This window comes from Priestia sp. J2, assembly GCF_020790095.1.
Taxonomy (GTDB): Bacteria; Bacillota; Bacilli; order Bacillales; family Bacillaceae_H; genus Priestia; species Priestia zanthoxyli.
The window spans coordinates 858,096-873,312 of sequence record NZ_CP086208.1; the positions used below are offsets into that span (position 1 = coordinate 858,096).

At 39.2% G+C, this 15,217-nt stretch carries 15 protein-coding genes, 1 pseudogene and 1 riboswitch; all 16 genes and pseudogenes read left to right on the plus strand.

What is annotated here, in order from left to right:
• Nucleotides 1-55 precede the first annotated feature (55 nt).
• The 16 genes and pseudogenes from LJY09_RS04460 to LJY09_RS04530 all read left to right on the plus strand — a co-directional run bounded on the left by LJY09_RS04460 (nucleotide 56) and on the right by LJY09_RS04530 (nucleotide 15,199).
• On the plus strand, nucleotides 56-433 hold the full coding sequence (locus LJY09_RS04460; protein ID WP_013055587.1) for an FAS1-like dehydratase domain-containing protein: 378 nt from the start codon (nucleotides 56-58) through the stop codon (nucleotides 431-433).
• 215 nt (nucleotides 434-648) lie between these two features.
• The gene (locus LJY09_RS04465; protein WP_154973510.1) at nucleotides 649-2,028 is read left to right on the plus strand and encodes a DUF6612 family protein; all 1,380 of its coding nucleotides are present in this window, start codon (nucleotides 649-651) and stop codon (nucleotides 2,026-2,028) included.
• Nucleotides 2,029-2,183: 155 nt separating this feature from the next.
• The gene (gene murQ / locus LJY09_RS04470) at nucleotides 2,184-3,089 is read left to right on the plus strand and encodes an N-acetylmuramic acid 6-phosphate etherase (RefSeq protein ID WP_228307496.1); all 906 of its coding nucleotides are present in this window, start codon (nucleotides 2,184-2,186) and stop codon (nucleotides 3,087-3,089) included.
• Nucleotides 3,090-3,101: 12 nt separating this feature from the next.
• Nucleotides 3,102-3,956, plus strand: a complete 855-nt coding sequence (locus LJY09_RS04475) for a MurR/RpiR family transcriptional regulator (RefSeq protein WP_028412146.1) — start codon at nucleotides 3,102-3,104, stop codon at nucleotides 3,954-3,956.
• Between the two features lie 89 nt (nucleotides 3,957-4,045).
• A complete protein-coding gene (locus LJY09_RS04480; RefSeq protein ID WP_028412147.1) occupies nucleotides 4,046-5,407 on the plus strand; it encodes a PTS transporter subunit EIIC in 1,362 nt (453 codons plus the stop codon).
• Complete coding sequence (locus tag LJY09_RS04485) at nucleotides 5,404-6,414, plus strand: MupG family TIM beta-alpha barrel fold protein (RefSeq protein WP_028412148.1); 1,011 nt, start codon at nucleotides 5,404-5,406, stop codon at nucleotides 6,412-6,414. Before LJY09_RS04480 ends, LJY09_RS04485 begins: the two co-directional genes overlap by 4 nt.
• Before the next feature lie 145 nt (nucleotides 6,415-6,559).
• Nucleotides 6,560-6,682, plus strand: a pseudogene (locus LJY09_RS27810) (LacI family DNA-binding transcriptional regulator); the annotation flags it as partial.
• 12 nt (nucleotides 6,683-6,694) lie between these two features.
• A complete protein-coding gene (locus LJY09_RS04490) occupies nucleotides 6,695-7,555 on the plus strand; it encodes a LacI family DNA-binding transcriptional regulator (protein WP_028412149.1) in 861 nt (286 codons plus the stop codon).
• A 149-nt stretch (nucleotides 7,556-7,704) separates the two neighbouring features.
• Entirely contained in the window at nucleotides 7,705-8,604 is a 900-nt protein-coding gene (locus tag LJY09_RS04495) for a dihydrodipicolinate synthase family protein (RefSeq protein ID WP_028412150.1), read from the plus strand.
• A 110-nt stretch (nucleotides 8,605-8,714) separates the two neighbouring features.
• Nucleotides 8,715-10,013, plus strand: a complete 1,299-nt coding sequence (locus LJY09_RS04500; RefSeq protein ID WP_028412151.1) for an MFS transporter — start codon at nucleotides 8,715-8,717, stop codon at nucleotides 10,011-10,013.
• A 179-nt stretch (nucleotides 10,014-10,192) separates the two neighbouring features.
• Nucleotides 10,193-10,295: riboswitch (TPP riboswitch) on the plus strand.
• A gap of 114 nt (nucleotides 10,296-10,409) precedes the next feature.
• A complete protein-coding gene (locus LJY09_RS04505) occupies nucleotides 10,410-11,687 on the plus strand; it encodes an acetylornithine deacetylase (RefSeq protein ID WP_028412152.1) in 1,278 nt (425 codons plus the stop codon).
• Between the two features lie 5 nt (nucleotides 11,688-11,692).
• Nucleotides 11,693-12,364: a thiaminase II gene (gene tenA / locus LJY09_RS04510; RefSeq protein ID WP_028412153.1), complete on the plus strand. Its 672-nt coding sequence runs from the start codon at nucleotides 11,693-11,695 to the stop codon at nucleotides 12,362-12,364.
• Nucleotides 12,357-13,121 carry an ABC transporter ATP-binding protein gene (locus tag LJY09_RS04515; protein ID WP_028412154.1) on the plus strand — a complete coding sequence of 255 codons (765 nt, stop codon included), beginning with the start codon at nucleotides 12,357-12,359 and terminating at the stop codon, nucleotides 13,119-13,121. The genes tenA and LJY09_RS04515 overlap by 8 nt, the downstream gene beginning before the upstream one ends.
• Nucleotides 13,118-13,861, plus strand: coding sequence for an ABC transporter permease (locus tag LJY09_RS04520; RefSeq protein ID WP_028412155.1), 744 nt, complete (start codon nucleotides 13,118-13,120; stop codon nucleotides 13,859-13,861). The genes LJY09_RS04515 and LJY09_RS04520 overlap by 4 nt, the downstream gene beginning before the upstream one ends.
• Complete coding sequence (locus LJY09_RS04525; protein WP_228307497.1) at nucleotides 13,858-14,868, plus strand: ABC transporter substrate-binding protein; 1,011 nt, start codon at nucleotides 13,858-13,860, stop codon at nucleotides 14,866-14,868. The genes LJY09_RS04520 and LJY09_RS04525 overlap by 4 nt, the downstream gene beginning before the upstream one ends.
• Before the next feature lie 85 nt (nucleotides 14,869-14,953).
• Nucleotides 14,954-15,199: a ferredoxin gene (locus tag LJY09_RS04530; RefSeq protein WP_228307498.1), complete on the plus strand. Its 246-nt coding sequence runs from the start codon at nucleotides 14,954-14,956 to the stop codon at nucleotides 15,197-15,199.
• Nucleotides 15,200-15,217 lie beyond the last annotated feature (18 nt).

A 15,217-nucleotide genomic window follows, 5' to 3' on the forward strand; every position in this document is an offset into this window, starting at 1 on the left:
TCATTTTTGTGATATAGTTAAAAAGTAAAGTCATAATCTTAAGGGGAGGGATAAGATGGAATGTAAAGCAGGAGATACATTTACGTGGCAAAGAACGTTTCAAGAGGAAGAAATCATGCAGTTTGCGGAGATGACTGGAGACCGGGGCAAACATCATATAGAACGTGACGAAAAAGGGCGGCTAATGGTACATGGGCTTATGACTGCTAGTATTGGGACAAAGATAGGGGGAGACTTAAACTACATTGCAAGAGAAATGGTGAGTGAATTTCTTCGTCCAGTTTTTGCAGGAGATACAGTTACCTGTGAATGCATATTAACTGAAGTAGAAAAAGCAGATGGTTTTCAAAAAGTGAAAATCAAATCAGTGTATCGAAATCAACAAGGTAAAGAAGTACTGATAGGGACAAGTAATGGAATTATAAGAGATTGAAATTAAAGCGCTAACAAAAAATAAGTTATGAAGGTTGTTAAAAAAGTCACGGATTCGTGACTTTTTTATTGTTCAATTTCCTTCTTTTGTTGGTTACCATTTACATGTAAATATGGTAATTTAGTAAAGTTGAGTTTCACAAATGGTAAAAATGTGTATTTACTAAGTACATAGATTCTTATTTTTGGAAAAATATTTAAAAAGGAGTTTCTTAGATGAAAAAAATAATGAATACCGGCTTAGCACTATCATTCGCTCTATTGCTTTCGGCATGTGGGATGCCGTCTTCAGAGGAATTAACGGGTGACGTGAAAGAAGCACAAGAAAAGGTGAAAAATGTTCAAGTGAAAGTCAATGGGAAAGAAGAAGGATCGTCTGATTACAAAGTCAACGGAGTACAAGAGTTTGATTTTAAAAGTAAAGCAGGTTACATTAACACAAAAATGAACGGCGAAGAATTGAAGATGTATCATGACGGTGATGAAACGTTAGCTGTGGCTGGAGAAGAAAGCACAAAAGTACAGGGAGAAGAAAAAAAGTACGTTAAGGCTTTAATTAATAACGCTAGGGAGCTTCAACAAAATCCAATACGCTACTACCAAAAATATGATAAAAATCTTCCGAATGAATTTGACGTCACCGAAAAAGGCAAAGAGTATGTATTAACATTTAACGGAGACAAAGACAAAAAGCAAAAAATTGTAGCAGGTGATGCTAAAGCTTATTATAAAATAACAAATCAAGGCAGCGATACTGCTGTAGACCTTGACCAAATTAAAGGAAAAGATTTTTCGCTTATTGTGACAATTGATAAAGAAACGAAGCAAATAAAGAAAGTAGTAAAAAATCAGTCGTATTCAGTTAAAGTAGACGGAAAAACAGAAAACTCAAAGTCTAAGCAAACGTATACGTATACATATAACCAATTAGACAATGTAACAAAACCAAAAGTGGAAGCAAAAGCCGCTGCTGCTTCTAATGGTAGCAGCACCGAAACGCCAAGTAAAGAAAAGCAGGCTGCCTATGCCAAGGAAGCGGGCCAATACGTGGATGCTTTAATTCAAGCCACTGTTTATCAAAATACAGATCAATTTGTTGTTAAACATCCGAATCAGCAAGATAAGAAGCAGGTAAAAGAAAAAGGGGAGTTCCAAAAGAGTTCGTTTGTAAAATTTTTTGAAACGAATTTTAAAGGGGCTTTATCATCATTGAGCTCAAATATAACCGATGAGCAGTTAAACGAAGTAAGCAGCGCTTTTCTAAAAGCTCTTTCATCTACAAAATATACCATTAAAGATGCAGCGTATAGTGCTGAAGATGATGCGTATGTCGTACAAGTCGAAATTCAAGGATTTAACGATGCAAGTGTATTAGCGGAAGTCATGACACCACTTGCAGAAAAATATCAGGCGGGTGAGCTGAGTAACGAGCAGTTAGTAAACGAACTTATTGACGGAGTAGCAAAACGCTATCGTGAGCCAGTTGAATTACTTCCGGCAAAAACAGTCCCTGTACACGTCGTAAGAAATGGTGAAAAAGATTACGAAGTTTTAATGCAAGATGAGTATCTGTTAACATTTGCTCAACAATCATAAATAGATATAAAAAAGGATTTCAGCTATATGCCTGAAATCTTTTTTTATGTTTTTTTAAAATATAATTTCAAAAATAAAATAAATTATTGAAATTATATTTTAAACGAATTATAATAACCATAACTTCACTACATGATGAAAAAGGGGCCGAAAAGATGAATGAACAGCTTACGTTATTAACAACAGAGTCTCAAAACGAGCAGACCATGAAGATAGATACGGCTAGTACAAAAGAAATTTTAAACGTAATGAATAAAGAAGATCAAAAAGTGGCGCTGGCTGTGCAAGAGGTACTTCCAGACGTAGAGGTAGCAGTTGAGTTTGTAAGCGAATCGTTTCAAAAGGAAGGGCGGCTTATTTATGTCGGAGCAGGAACAAGCGGACGGCTGGGAGTATTGGATGCTGTTGAATGCCCGCCTACTTTCAGTACCAATCCCAATCAGGTACAGGGACTGATGGCTGGAGGAGAAAAAGCATTTGTGAAAGCAGTTGAAGGTGCAGAAGATAAAGAAGAATTGGGAGCAGCAGATTTACAAAAAATACATTTAAATGAACGAGACACAGTCATTGGAATTGCTGCAAGCGGACGTACGCCTTATGTGATTGGTGCATTGAAATATGCAAAATCTGTAAAAGCTAAAACAGTGGCGCTGTCTTGCAATGGTAATTCACTTATTGGAAAAGAAGCAGATCATAGCATCGAGGTAGTAGTAGGTCCAGAAGTGCTAACAGGTTCCACAAGGTTAAAAGCAGCAAGCGCTCATAAAATGATTCTCAACATGATTTCTACCGCGGCCATGATTAAAGTAGGAAAAGCATATGAAAATTTAATGATAGATGTTCATGTGAGTAATGAAAAGCTTAAGGAACGAGCGATAGGTATTATTTGTAAAATTACAGGTGTTTCTTACGAGCGAGCAAGTCAAACGCTTGAAGAAGCAAATAATGAGGTAAAAACAGCAGTGGTTATGATCAAAGCAAATGAAAATTACGACACCGCGAAGATGTTACTGAATAATGCGGGCGGTTATGTGAGAAAAGCGATTGAACATTACGTATAAAGGAGAGAAACGATGTCAACAGGCGGATTAACAATGATTAAAAACACGGTGGCTAAGCTTCCTGATTCGGAGAGGAAAATTGCTGAATATATTTTAAACAACCCGCATACTGTGATAAACAGTACGGCTGGAGAATTAGGTAGACTAGCGAATGCTAGCAGTGCTGCTGTTATTCGTTTGTGTAAATCTATCGGGGTTAGCGGGTTTCAAGAATTAAAGGTAAGAGTAGCCGGTGATTTAGCTAGAGATACGGAGCAAGGATACCGCGATATTGAAACAAATGAAACGATTCAATCTATTGTCAAAAAAACGGCAAGCAACAGCATTCAAAGTCTAAGTGATACGGCTGAGCTTGTGAATTATAAAGAAGTAGAGCGGGCTGTTTTGGCGCTGATTGGAGCAAAAAACATTCATTTTTTCGGAATTGGTGCTTCACATATTATTGCTATAGATGCGCAGCAAAAATTTCTTCGAATTAATAAAAATGCCACGGCTTTTGCAGATAGCCATTTAGCAGCTACACTCATCGCAAATGCAAGTAAAGACGATGTAGTTGTGGGCATCTCTTTTTCAGGGGAGACTCCTGAAGTAAGCAACGTCTTATCTTTAGCTAAAAATCGCAGAGTAAAGACGATTAGCTTAACCAAATACGGACAGTCTACCGTTTCGTCTTTAGCTGATATCTGTTTGTATACGTCTTATTCTCAAGAAGCGCCGTTTCGAAGCGCAGCTACATCGTCTCGTTTAGCCCAGCTTTATGTGATTGATGTACTATTTTTAAGTATTGCAGCGCAGCAGTATGACCAGACGATTGAGTATATTGATAAAACAAGGGATGCCATTCAGTTTTTGAAAACTAAGAAATAAAAAAAGAAAGCGATTACAAAAAGGGGATTTTGTGGTCTGTTTCCTCAGTACCGTATCCATCTAAGAGGAAAATACAAAGGGGGATTAACATGTCTTTAGATAATCATCAATTAGCAAAGGTTATTTTGGAGATGCTTGGGGGAGCATCAAATATTGAAGCGTATACGCATTGTATGACGCGGCTGCGCGTGACTGTAAAAGATGATTCAATTGTAAAAAAGGCAGATATACGAAAGCTTGAAGGCGTGCTCGGATTAGTGGAAGAAGAAACGCTGCAAATCATTATTGGTCCTGGAAAAGTGAACAAAGTAACAGAAGAATTTGGAAAGTTAATTGATGAATCCGGCGGTATTAACTTAGAAAATCGTGCAGCACAGCGGAAATCGGAGCTGAAAGAAAAAAATGCAACTCCGTTTAAGCTGTTGCTTCGCCGAATTGCAAGTATTTTTATTCCGTTGATACCTGCTCTTGTAGCATCTGGACTTATTACCGGAGTGACAAAAGCAGCTGTGCAGGCGAAGTGGCTTCCGGCAGATTCACAGATTGCTATTCTTTTAACCGTTATCGGAAGCGGTTTATTTGCCTATCTGGGTATTTTAGTAGGTATTAATGCAGCAAAAGAATTTGGTGGTTCGCCAGCTCTAGGAGGCTTAGCGGGCATTTTAGTCATTAATCCTGCCGTAGCTGATATTAAACTTTTTGGTGAAGCACTTTTGCCGGGGCGTGGGGGCTTAATAGGAGTGCTGCTTGCAGCAATCTTTATGGCCGTGTTAGAAAAACGAGTACGTAAATTTGTCCCACAGTCACTGGATATTATTATTACACCAACCGTTACGGTGTTAATTACAGGAATTATTACGTATGTGGTATTCATGCCAATCGGCGGCTTCATTTCAGATGGAATCACAAAAGGTCTTTTAGGAGTTTTAGAGGTTGGAGGAGTTGTAGCAGGCTTTGTTTTAGGGGCAACGTTTTTGCCGCTCGTTATTACAGGACTGCATCAAGGTCTTACTCCGGTCCATTTAGAGCTTATTAATTCGATTGGAGATGATCCGCTTCTTCCTATACTAGCAATGGGCGGAGCCGGTCAGGTTGGTGCAGCTTTTGCTATTTATATCAAAACAAAGAAAAAACGCTTAAAGCGAGCAATTGGAGGCGCACTTCCTTCAGGGCTGCTCGGAATCGGAGAGCCGCTTATTTTTGGAGTCACACTTCCTTTAGGGCGTCCATTTTTAACCGCTTGTCTTGGAGCTGGAATCGGTGGAGCGTTTCAGGCGCACTTCCATATTGCAACTGTAGCAGTGGGAGTATCGGGTTTGCCGCTTACGTTTTTAGTTCATGCGCATCAAATTCTTCTTTATTTACTTGGATTAGTTATTGCTTACGCAGCAGGCTTTATTTGTACCTATTTCTTTGGATTTAACGATGAAATGGCGAGGGAGTTTGAATGATTGGCATTTCGTTTTATTTGAACGATAGAGATGCCAAACAAAGATTAGTAGAAGCGAGTGAATGCGGCGTTACACGCGCATTCACTTCACTTCACATTCCAGAGGAAAAAGGAGATTTGGCTGAACGGGCAAAAGAATTGCTTCATGTGGCTAGAGATTGTGGAATAAGCGTGTATGCAGATGTATCTAAGCATACACCGGTTCATTTAGGTATCGAAAGCCTTATGACTCTATCTTCACTTGGCGTATCTGGTATTAGACTAGACGATGGCTTTAGCGTAGAAGAAACGATTTTACTTGCGGATGAGTTTTATATTGCCCTTAATGCAAGTACAGTGTCAAAACTAGAAATAGAAGCGCTGTTATCTGCAGGCCTTCATCATCATCAGCTGCTTGCTTGGCATAATTTTTATCCGCGGCCTGAAACAGGGCTTGAAGAAACGTTTTTTCAACAGCAGACAGATTTATTCAATGAACTTCGTGTTCCAGTGTGTGCTTATATTCCTGGAGAAGGCGAAAAAAGAGGTCCTATTTATCAAGGTCTTCCTACTAGAGAAAAAGACCGTAATAAATGTCCTTTTACCTCTGCAGTAGATTTATACGGATGCGGAGTAACGGAGGTTTATATTGGAGATCCATACGCCAGTTCAAGTTTATTAAAACGTTTAGTTCAATATCAAGAAAACCGCATTATTCCGCTACGCATTCGTTCACCTCATATACAGGGAACGTACAGCGTGCGTCCGGATATATCAAGAGACGTTCTGCGTTTGGTGGATACACGATCTGTAGAACCAGTGCCGCCATATCATACAGTCGAGCGCGGAATCGGAGCAATTACAATGGACAATGATGGCTACGGACGTTACAGAGGAGAGGTTCAAATAGCTAAAAGGAATTTGCCTGCAAATGCTAATGTGAATGTGATTGGGTATGTAATAGAAGAAGATCATGAGCTGCTTTCATTAGTGAGACCGGGACAAAAGCTTAAGCTTATCAATGTCTAAAAGGAAAAATGGATTCATCATCGAATCCATTTTTTTATTTAAGCGGAAGAAAAAAGAATTGTCAAACTAAAATGAAAGCGTTATACTGAGTTTAGTAAAACGTTAAACTAAAAATGGAGATGGTCATCTGGTTACAATTAAAGATATTGCAAAAGCAGCAGATGTTTCAATTACGACTGCCTCCCTCATTTTAAACAACAAACCGGGAGCAAGCAGAATTTCTGAAGCTACTAAACTGCGTGTAATTGCAGCTTCAAAAAAATTAGGCTATATCCCCAATATGTCTGCGCGTAACTTGCGGGGACAAGACAAATCAGCGCAGCTAACAATTGCTCTTATTTGGCCAATTGATACGCGCGTATCGTTAGTGGGACGCATTCTTACAGGTATTCAAAACTACATAGCTTCATTAAAAAGCGGCCCTACTATTAAATTATTAGTCGAAACGTTTCAAAATGAAGAAGGTATTTCCTCTGTAAAAGGTCTTCAAACATCTTCATATTTTAACGGAGCGATTATTGCGAATACAACGGCAGCTGATGAGGCTTATATTCACCGATCTAAACCTGGTGTTCCGATTGTTTTATTTAATCGTGTATCATCTATATACTCTGTTATACAATCCAAAAATTATGAAGCGGGCCAAGCGGTAGCAGATCATTTTATTCGTAATAATCATCAACATATCAGTATTTTAGTTCCAGACGTGTCTTCACAGGCTTTAGAAGCAGGAGTAAAAGGCGTAACAGATAGAATTGAACAGACTGATGTTACGTATTGTCACCATTACTGTTCATATACAGAACAAGGTGGGTATGACAGCATCAAACAGCTTATTGAACAAGGAAAAGTTCCAACCGCTGTGATTTGTTTGAGTGATCATGTTGCATTAGGAGCTCTTTCTGCTCTTAATGACTACGGCATCTCTGTGCCAGCTGATTGTGAAGTGATGGGATTTGATAACCAAGAGTTCTCTAAATTTACTAACCCAAAACTTTCGACTGTCAATTTGCCGGTAGAAAAAATGGCCTATTGTGCAGGAGAGCTTTTAGTTAAAACAATTTCTGATCCATATGGGGATGTGGACCAACAGATATTTGATTTGGAAATTATTCATCGTAATACAACGAGAATCAAATAAAAAGCAATGCCATTCATGAGGTCTCTTTAAAAAGAGACCGATTTAGAAAAATATAAGAGCAAGCTTTTTATTTTTTTATTAGTAAAACGTTGTACTAAAACGTTTTACTAAATATAGAGTAATTCACTACTAACAAAGGGGAGAAGGAAATGAAACATTTATACGGAGTTACAACAGCAATGGTTACACCGTTTACCAAAACGGGTGAAGTAGATTTAGAGAAAGTAGTAAATTTAACAGAGTTTTTAATTTCAAAAGGAGTGCACTGCTTGTATCCGCTTGGTACAACGGGCGAGATGCTTCGTCTATCTGTCAAAGAAAGAAAGCAAGTTGCAGAAACAGTAGTGAAACAAGCGGCTAATCGTGTAACCGTATTCATACATGTAGGAGCTATGAATGAAGAAGATACAATTGAGCTTGCAAAACATGCCTATGAAATTGGCGCCGACGGTATCGGAGTAGTTACGCCTATGTTCTTTGGAGCAAACGATAACGAACTAGAAACGTATTTTATAAAAGTAGCAAACAGTGTCCCGAATGATTTTCCCGTATATTTATATAATATTCCTCAGTGTTCAAGCAATGATTTAACGGCAGAGGTAGCTCAAAAAGTGGCAGATTCATGCAAGAATGTAATTGGTATTAAATATAGCTACCCTGACTATTTACGCGTAAATGATTATTTAAATATTAACGATGGAAACTTTTCTGTTCTTCCCGGAACCGATCGTTTATTTTTAGCAGCTCTGGCTATGGGATGTGAAGGAGTTGTCTCCGGTGTATCGGGTGTTTATCCCGAGCCTTTTGTAGAGACTTATAATGCCTTTAAAGCGAATGATTTAGAAAAAGCGAGAAAGATGCAAAAAGTTGCTATTCAATATTGTGAAGCTCTTTTAAACGGAAGCAACATGTCTTATTTTAAAGAAGCATTAAAATTGAGAGGCATTGATGTTGGTGGCATGAGATCTCCTCAAATAGATTTAACAGAAGAAGAAGTCAAAGAATTAGATGATAAACTAAATAGCATTCGTCCAAAGAGCAGTGTTTAATAATTGGTTCATGTTCTGAATAAACTCATGCATTTCTAGTGAACAGGGCTGTTTGATAATAAGCAAACAGCTCATTCACTATAACGATTAAGGTTATGGAGGGATATTCTATGGCGGTTACATCTAAATTAAATGAAAGCGTTAACAAAGATTTAGGTCCTGTAAAGCAAGATGTAAAAAAGACGAATATACGCTGGTGGCTTATTATTGTATTGCTAATTGGAGCAGTTGTTAACTATTTAGACCGCTCTAATTTAAGCATCGCTAATACCACGATTGCCAAAGAGTTTGGGCTGTCTTCTACACAAATGGGTCTTTTGCTTTCAGCTTTTCTCTGGCCATATGCCTTAGCAAATCTACCAGCAGGCTGGCTGGTTGACAAATACGGGCCGAAAAAAATGTTTGCATGGGCATCAGGCCTATGGTCTGTGGCAACGGTAGCAAGTGCATTTACTAACACGTATTCTGCTCTTTATGCCATGAGAATGCTTCTTGGTGTATCGGAGTCTCCTTTTTTTACTTCAGGAATTAAAGTGACGGAAAGATGGTTTAAAAAAGAAGAGCGCGGCCTTCCTACTTCGATTATTAATACAGGGTCTCAAATTGCTAATGCGATTGCTCCGCCACTTCTAACGGTACTGCTTTTAACAATGAGTTGGAGAGGAATGTTTGTTGTTATAGGAGCAGCAGGCTTTATTGTGATGTTTGTTTGGCTAAAGATATACCGAGATCCGGATTATGTTGCCAATAAAGTGAAAGCTGTCCCTAAAGAAGAAATAAAAATCAGTCATACCTCACAAGCAAAATGGTCACAGCTGTTTAAATATAAAAGCACATGGTTTATGATTATCGGGAATTTCGGAATTATGTTTACGATATGGGTTTATTTAACTTGGCTTCCTAGCTACTTAGAAACAGAGCGCGGTTTTAGCCTAAAACAAACGGGCTGGATTGCTGCTATTCCGTTTCTAGCAGGAATCATAGGAGTGTTGCTTGGTGGTGTAATTTCAGATAGATTTATTCGAAAAGGAATTAATGCAGTAACGGCAAGAAAAATACCAATTGTAGGCGGGGCAATCTTAGCCGCAGCATCGGTAGCACCCGTTCCTTTTATTGATAATGCAGCCTTAAGTATTGTCTTATTGTCGATTGGCTACTTCGCGTCACAGCTGCCATCAGGCGTCATTTGGACTCTAGCGGCGGATATTGCACCAAAGGAACAAGTTGCTTCACTCGGCGCTATTCAGAACTTCGGTGGATTTCTAGGAGCGGCAATGGCTCCTATCGTAACAGGGTTTATATTAGATGCAACGGGAACTTTTACGGCGGTTTTCCTGTTAGGAGCAGGACTGCTTTTAATTGGTGCTATTAGTTATGGCGTATTTTTAAAGAAGCCAATAGCTAACTAGTAATGTCACAAAAACAAAGAGCACACACTGCATGAAAAAGGTGTGTGCTTTTTCTTTTACTACTAAAAAGGAAACTATTTTCATTACCATGTCATGAACCTTTCTATTGAATAAAACGCTTTACTATGATAAAACTATTACAGGTAAACATATGATAATAGATTAATTTCATAGAGATACAACACCACTAGGGGTGCTTTCGAAGCTGAGAGAGACGATAAGTCTTAACCCTTATAACCTGAACTAGGTAATACTAGCGTAGGAAAGAGGTATTGTAATGGATGTTTTGTATGGGATTTCCTTACGAACTCGTTATAATAATTTTGTGTACATAAACAAAAACACTTCTTTCCTGCGAAAGAAGTGTTTTTTTATGCGTAAAGGAAGGTGTCATACATGAAAGAAACAATTGATTTGCTTGTCAAACAGGTAGAGGAGCGCAAAGGAGAGTTAATCCAGTTATTAACAACGCTTGTTTCGTATAAAACGCCAGCGCCTCCTGCACGAAATTCTCATGAAGCGCAGCTGTACGTAGCGGATTTTCTTAAAAACTGCGGTTTTTCCATTGATATGTGGGACTTATATTCTAACGACCCTATCGTAGTGGGAACGTTAAAAGGACAAAAATCGGCTGACTATCAAAGCTTGATTATTAACGGCCATATGGATGTTGCTGAGGTACAAGAAAATGAAAATTGGGAAACCAATCCGTTTGAAGCTGTTGTGAAAGACAATATGATAATTGGACGCGGAGTTGCTGATATGAAAGGCGGTTTGGCGGGAGCATTATTTGCTGTGCAGCTTTTAACAGAAGCAGGAATCGAGCTGCCAGGAGACTTGATTTTTGAATCCGTTGTAGGAGAAGAAGTAGGAGAGGCAGGTACGCTGCAATGCTGTCAGAAAGGGTATACAGCTGATTTTGCGCTTGTAGTCGATACAAGTGATTTACATATTCAAGGTCAAGGCGGAGTGATCACGGGATGGATTACGATAAAAAGCAGTAAAACCTATCATGACGGTACACGCCGAAGTATGATTCATGCTGGAGGAGGGCTGTTAGCCGCAAGCGCTATTGAAAAGATGGCAAAAGTGATCGGAGGGCTACAAGAATTGGAGCGTCACTGGGCTGTTACAAAGAGCTATCCAGGATTTTTGCCAGGGACAAATACGATTAATCCAGCAGTAATCGAAGGCGGAAGACATGCTGCTTTTATTGCAGATGAATGCAGGCTGTGGATCACCGTTCACTATTATCCTAATGAATCGTACGACCAAGTATCAAAAGAAGTGGAAGAATATATTATAGCTATTGCAAAAGCAGATCCATGGTTAAAAGATAATCTGCCAACCTTTGAATGGGGAGGCACATCAATGATTGAAGACAGAGGAGAAATCTTTCCGTCATTAGAAATTGATGAAAATCATGCAGGAGTGCAGCTGCTTGCAAATACTCATGAACAAATGGAAGGGAAAAAGCCTCCAATTGATGTGTCAACTAGCGTAACAGACGGGGGATGGCTAGCTGATGCGGGAATTCCCGCCGCTATTTACGGTCCGGGAAATTTAGCAAATGCACATGCTGTGAACGAACAATTAGATATTAATCAGCTTGTTCAATATACAAAAGTGATAGTGCAGTTCATTTATACGTGGCTGCATACGCATAAGGAGTGATCATCATGAAATTTAGTGAACGATTATACGAAAAGCTGCAGCCTATTTGGCGTCAAAATCATAATCATCCCTTCGTACAGGGGATGGGAGATGGAACGCTTGAAAAGGAGAAGTTTCGCTTCTACATGATTCAAGATTACCTTTACCTAATTGATTATGCCAAATTATTTGCGATTGGAGCCATGAAAGCTACCGATCTTCAAACGATGGGGAAATTTGCAGCCCTTTTAGATTCTACATTAAACGAAGAAATGAGTCTGCACCGTGAGTATGCCAAGAAATTTGAAATCAGCGAAAAAGAATTAGAAAAAGCGCAGCCATCTCCTACAACGCTTGCATACACGCACTATATGCTGCACGTTGGTCAAAGTGGAACATTAGCTGAATTAGTAGCCGCTCTTTTGCCTTGTATGTGGAGCTACTGGGAAATAGGAAAAGAACTTAGTGAAAAGCCTGGAGCTAACAATGAGTTTTACCGTGAGTGGATTGAAATGTACAGCTCAGAAGAATTTGGAGAACTGGCGACATGGTGTATCAATTTATTTGACTCACTTACTGAAGATAAATCAGAAGTGGAATTAGAAAAGCTTGAAGAAATTTTCTTGAATACGACGCGTTTTGAGTATATGTTCTGGGATATGGCTTATAACGAAGCGATGTGGCCAATTCATGAATAGGTCTGTGTTATCTTTTCAAAACGTCAGTTTTACGTACAAGAACGGTGATCAAGCGATTTTAAAATCATTAAACTTAGACGTGAAAGAAGGCGAGTTTGTCAGTATCGTTGGAGCGAGCGGCTCTGGGAAAAGTACGTTGTTTCGTCTCATTACAGGTCTTGAACAGCAGAGTGAAGGCGATATCGTGATTAACGGAAAGTCTTATGAAAAGCGACTAGGAAAAGTAGGCTATATGCCGCAGCAAGATTTGCTGCTTCCGTGGCGTACGATTCTAGACAATGCAGCACTGCCTCTTGAGCTTCACAATGTATCAAAAGCAAGTGCTCATAAGCAAGTGTCTCAGCTGCTTGAAGAGTTTGGCCTAAAAGGGTATGAAAACCGTTTTCCAAGTGATTTATCCGGAGGGATGAAGCAGCGCGTTTCTTTTCTTCGGACGGTATTAAGCGGTTCTAACGTGCTGCTTTTAGATGAGCCTTTTAGTGCACTTGATGCAATCACACGTTTATCGATGCAGGAATGGCTGCTTGACCAATGGCAAAAGCGTAAGCATAGCATCTTATTTATCACTCATGACGTCAATGAAGCGCTTTTTTTATCAGATCGCATTTTTATCTTTTCAGACAAGCCAGTAAGTTGTCTTGAAGAAATTCAAGTGCCGCTTAGCAGACCTCGAACGCAAAAAGATCTGAATCAACAGCGAGTGCTTGATGTGAAAGATTATTTAATTGAACAGCTAAGATCGAAGGTGAACACATGAAAAAGTACGGGGCTTCAGTGATTTTAGTAGTCATTTTGCTGGCTGCTTGGGAAATTGGAGCACGCATTGTAAACTATCCGTTTATTTTACCAACGCCCAGCGGTATTTTAACGAAGCTTTGGGAGCTGCGAATGGATTTATTGTTTAAGCATTTACCAGCTACGTTATCTATTGTCGTAATTGGGCTTGTAATATCCGTTGTGCTAGGGGTTCTGCTGGCTGTGTGGATGAATTGGAGTCCGCTTATTGAGCGTGCTTTTTATCCGCTTATTATTGCGTCACAAATGATTCCGACCATTGCCATTGCTCCTGTATTTGTGCTGTGGTTTGGCTACTCCATTTGGAGCAAAGTGATTGTGACCGTATTAATTACGTTTTTTCCCATTACCGTTAGCACATTTGACGGGCTTCGTTCTACAAACAAAGAGTTAAAAGAACTCATGTTAACGATGGGAGCAACAAAAAAAGATATTTTCTTTAAGTTGAACATTCCTTCTGCACTGCCTCATTTTTATTCGGGACTCAAAGTAGCGGTTACCTTTAGTATAATAGGTGCTGCCATTGGGGAATGGTTGGGTGCGCAAGCAGGCTTAGGATATTTCAGTCGTCGCATGATGACACAGTTTGATGCAGCTGGTGTATTTGCACCAATTGTGATTTTATCCGCGCTCGGTATTTTATTTTTTATTATTGTAGTAGGTTTCGAAAAACGTTCATTAAAGTGGAGGAAAACAGAATGAAAAAATGGTTTGCGATTAGCTTAAGCCTGCTGCTTGTTTTGATGCTCGCTGCTTGCGGTCAGGACAAGGGAAATAAAGCTGGTGACAGTAAAAAATTAAAAGACGTTACAATTATGCTTGATTGGTATCCAAATGCAGTGCACAGCTTCATTTACGCTGCACAAGAAAAAGGATATTTCAAAAAAGAAGGGCTGAATGTAAAAGTACAATTTCCTGCTAATCCAACAGACTCGCTTAATTTAGCAGCTGCAGGGAAAGTCACGCTTGGCCTTTACTATCAGCCTGATGTAGCAATGGCACGAGCAAATGAAGATGTGCCGGTAAAGTCGGTAGGAGCGATTGTAAGATCTCCGCTAAACCGGGTTGTGGCATTGAAAGATAGCGGTATTAAGCGTCCTAAAGATTTAGAAGGAAAAGTAGTAGGATACAGCGGAACACCATTAAGTGAATCTGTTCTAAAGAAAATGGTGAAAAGCGATGGAGGAGATCCGAATAAAGTAAAACTAGTAGACGTAGGGTTTGAGTTAAATTCATCGCTGATTAGCAAAAAAGTAGATGCTGTAATAGGTGCGTATATTAACCACGAAGTACCATTGCTTCACAAAAAAGGATACAAAACGGTTGACATTGATCCGTCAGATTACGGCGTGCCATCTTATTACGAGCTAGTGGCCGTTACAGGGGATCAAACGTGGGCAAAAGATTCTGATACGATTAAAGCGTTTTGGCGTGCCGCGACAAAAGGGTATGAATACACGGAGAAACATCCAAAAGAATCACTTCAAATTTTGTTAGATAATCAAGATAAATCAAACTTCCCGCTTGAAAAAGATGTGGAAACAAAAAGTTTGAATATCTTACTTCCAAAAATGAAGTCTGAACAAGGATTCGGCAGTCAAACGAAAGAATCATGGCAATCAAATGTTAACTGGTTAAAAGAGTCAGGGTTAATTAAGAAAAAGCCAAATGTAGATGAGATGTTTGAGAATATTGGGGAATCTCAGTAAATAATTTAAGACGAATTTAAAAAAACCTCCTTATACTGAACGTAACTTTCTGAAAGAGAAAGTGAAAAGGTCAAGGAGGTTTTTTATGGCTTTTACGATAGTAGAGAAGGAAACATGTATTGCTTGCGGAGCATGTGGAGGGAGTGCGCCAGATCTTTATGATTATGATTCAGAAGGTCTTGCTTATGCCGTATTAGATAACAACGAAGGAACAAAAGAAGTTCCTGAACATCAGCAAGATGAGATGATGGAAGCGTACGAAGGGTGTCCAACAGACTCGATTAAAGTTGCAGAGCAGCCGTTTTATGGAGATGTAGCAAAATTCGAATAGGGCTTTTGAAAAAATAAA

Bases quoted from the DNA above. Each gene is read 5' to 3' on its own strand.
- LJY09_RS04460 (WP_013055587.1), top strand. From the start codon at position 56: ATGGAATGTAAAGCAGGAGATACATTTACGTGGCAAAGAACGTTTCAA.
- LJY09_RS04465 (WP_154973510.1), top strand. From the start codon at position 649: ATGAAAAAAATAATGAATACCGGCTTAGCACTATCATTCGCTCTATTG.
- murQ (WP_228307496.1), top strand. From the start codon at position 2,184: ATGAATGAACAGCTTACGTTATTAACAACAGAGTCTCAAAACGAGCAG.
- LJY09_RS04475 (WP_028412146.1), top strand. From the start codon at position 3,102: ATGTCAACAGGCGGATTAACAATGATTAAAAACACGGTGGCTAAGCTT.
- LJY09_RS04480 (WP_028412147.1), top strand. From the start codon at position 4,046: ATGTCTTTAGATAATCATCAATTAGCAAAGGTTATTTTGGAGATGCTT.
- LJY09_RS04485 (WP_028412148.1), top strand. From the start codon at position 5,404: ATGATTGGCATTTCGTTTTATTTGAACGATAGAGATGCCAAACAAAGA.
- LJY09_RS04490 (WP_028412149.1), top strand. From the start codon at position 6,695: ATGTCTGCGCGTAACTTGCGGGGACAAGACAAATCAGCGCAGCTAACA.
- LJY09_RS04495 (WP_028412150.1), top strand. From the start codon at position 7,705: ATGAAACATTTATACGGAGTTACAACAGCAATGGTTACACCGTTTACC.
- LJY09_RS04500 (WP_028412151.1), top strand. From the start codon at position 8,715: ATGGCGGTTACATCTAAATTAAATGAAAGCGTTAACAAAGATTTAGGT.
- LJY09_RS04505 (WP_028412152.1), top strand. From the start codon at position 10,410: ATGAAAGAAACAATTGATTTGCTTGTCAAACAGGTAGAGGAGCGCAAA.
- tenA (WP_028412153.1), top strand. From the start codon at position 11,693: ATGAAATTTAGTGAACGATTATACGAAAAGCTGCAGCCTATTTGGCGT.
- LJY09_RS04515 (WP_028412154.1), top strand. From the start codon at position 12,357: ATGAATAGGTCTGTGTTATCTTTTCAAAACGTCAGTTTTACGTACAAG.
- LJY09_RS04520 (WP_028412155.1), top strand. From the start codon at position 13,118: ATGAAAAAGTACGGGGCTTCAGTGATTTTAGTAGTCATTTTGCTGGCT.
- LJY09_RS04525 (WP_228307497.1), top strand. From the start codon at position 13,858: ATGAAAAAATGGTTTGCGATTAGCTTAAGCCTGCTGCTTGTTTTGATG.
- LJY09_RS04530 (WP_228307498.1), top strand. From the start codon at position 14,954: ATGGCTTTTACGATAGTAGAGAAGGAAACATGTATTGCTTGCGGAGCA.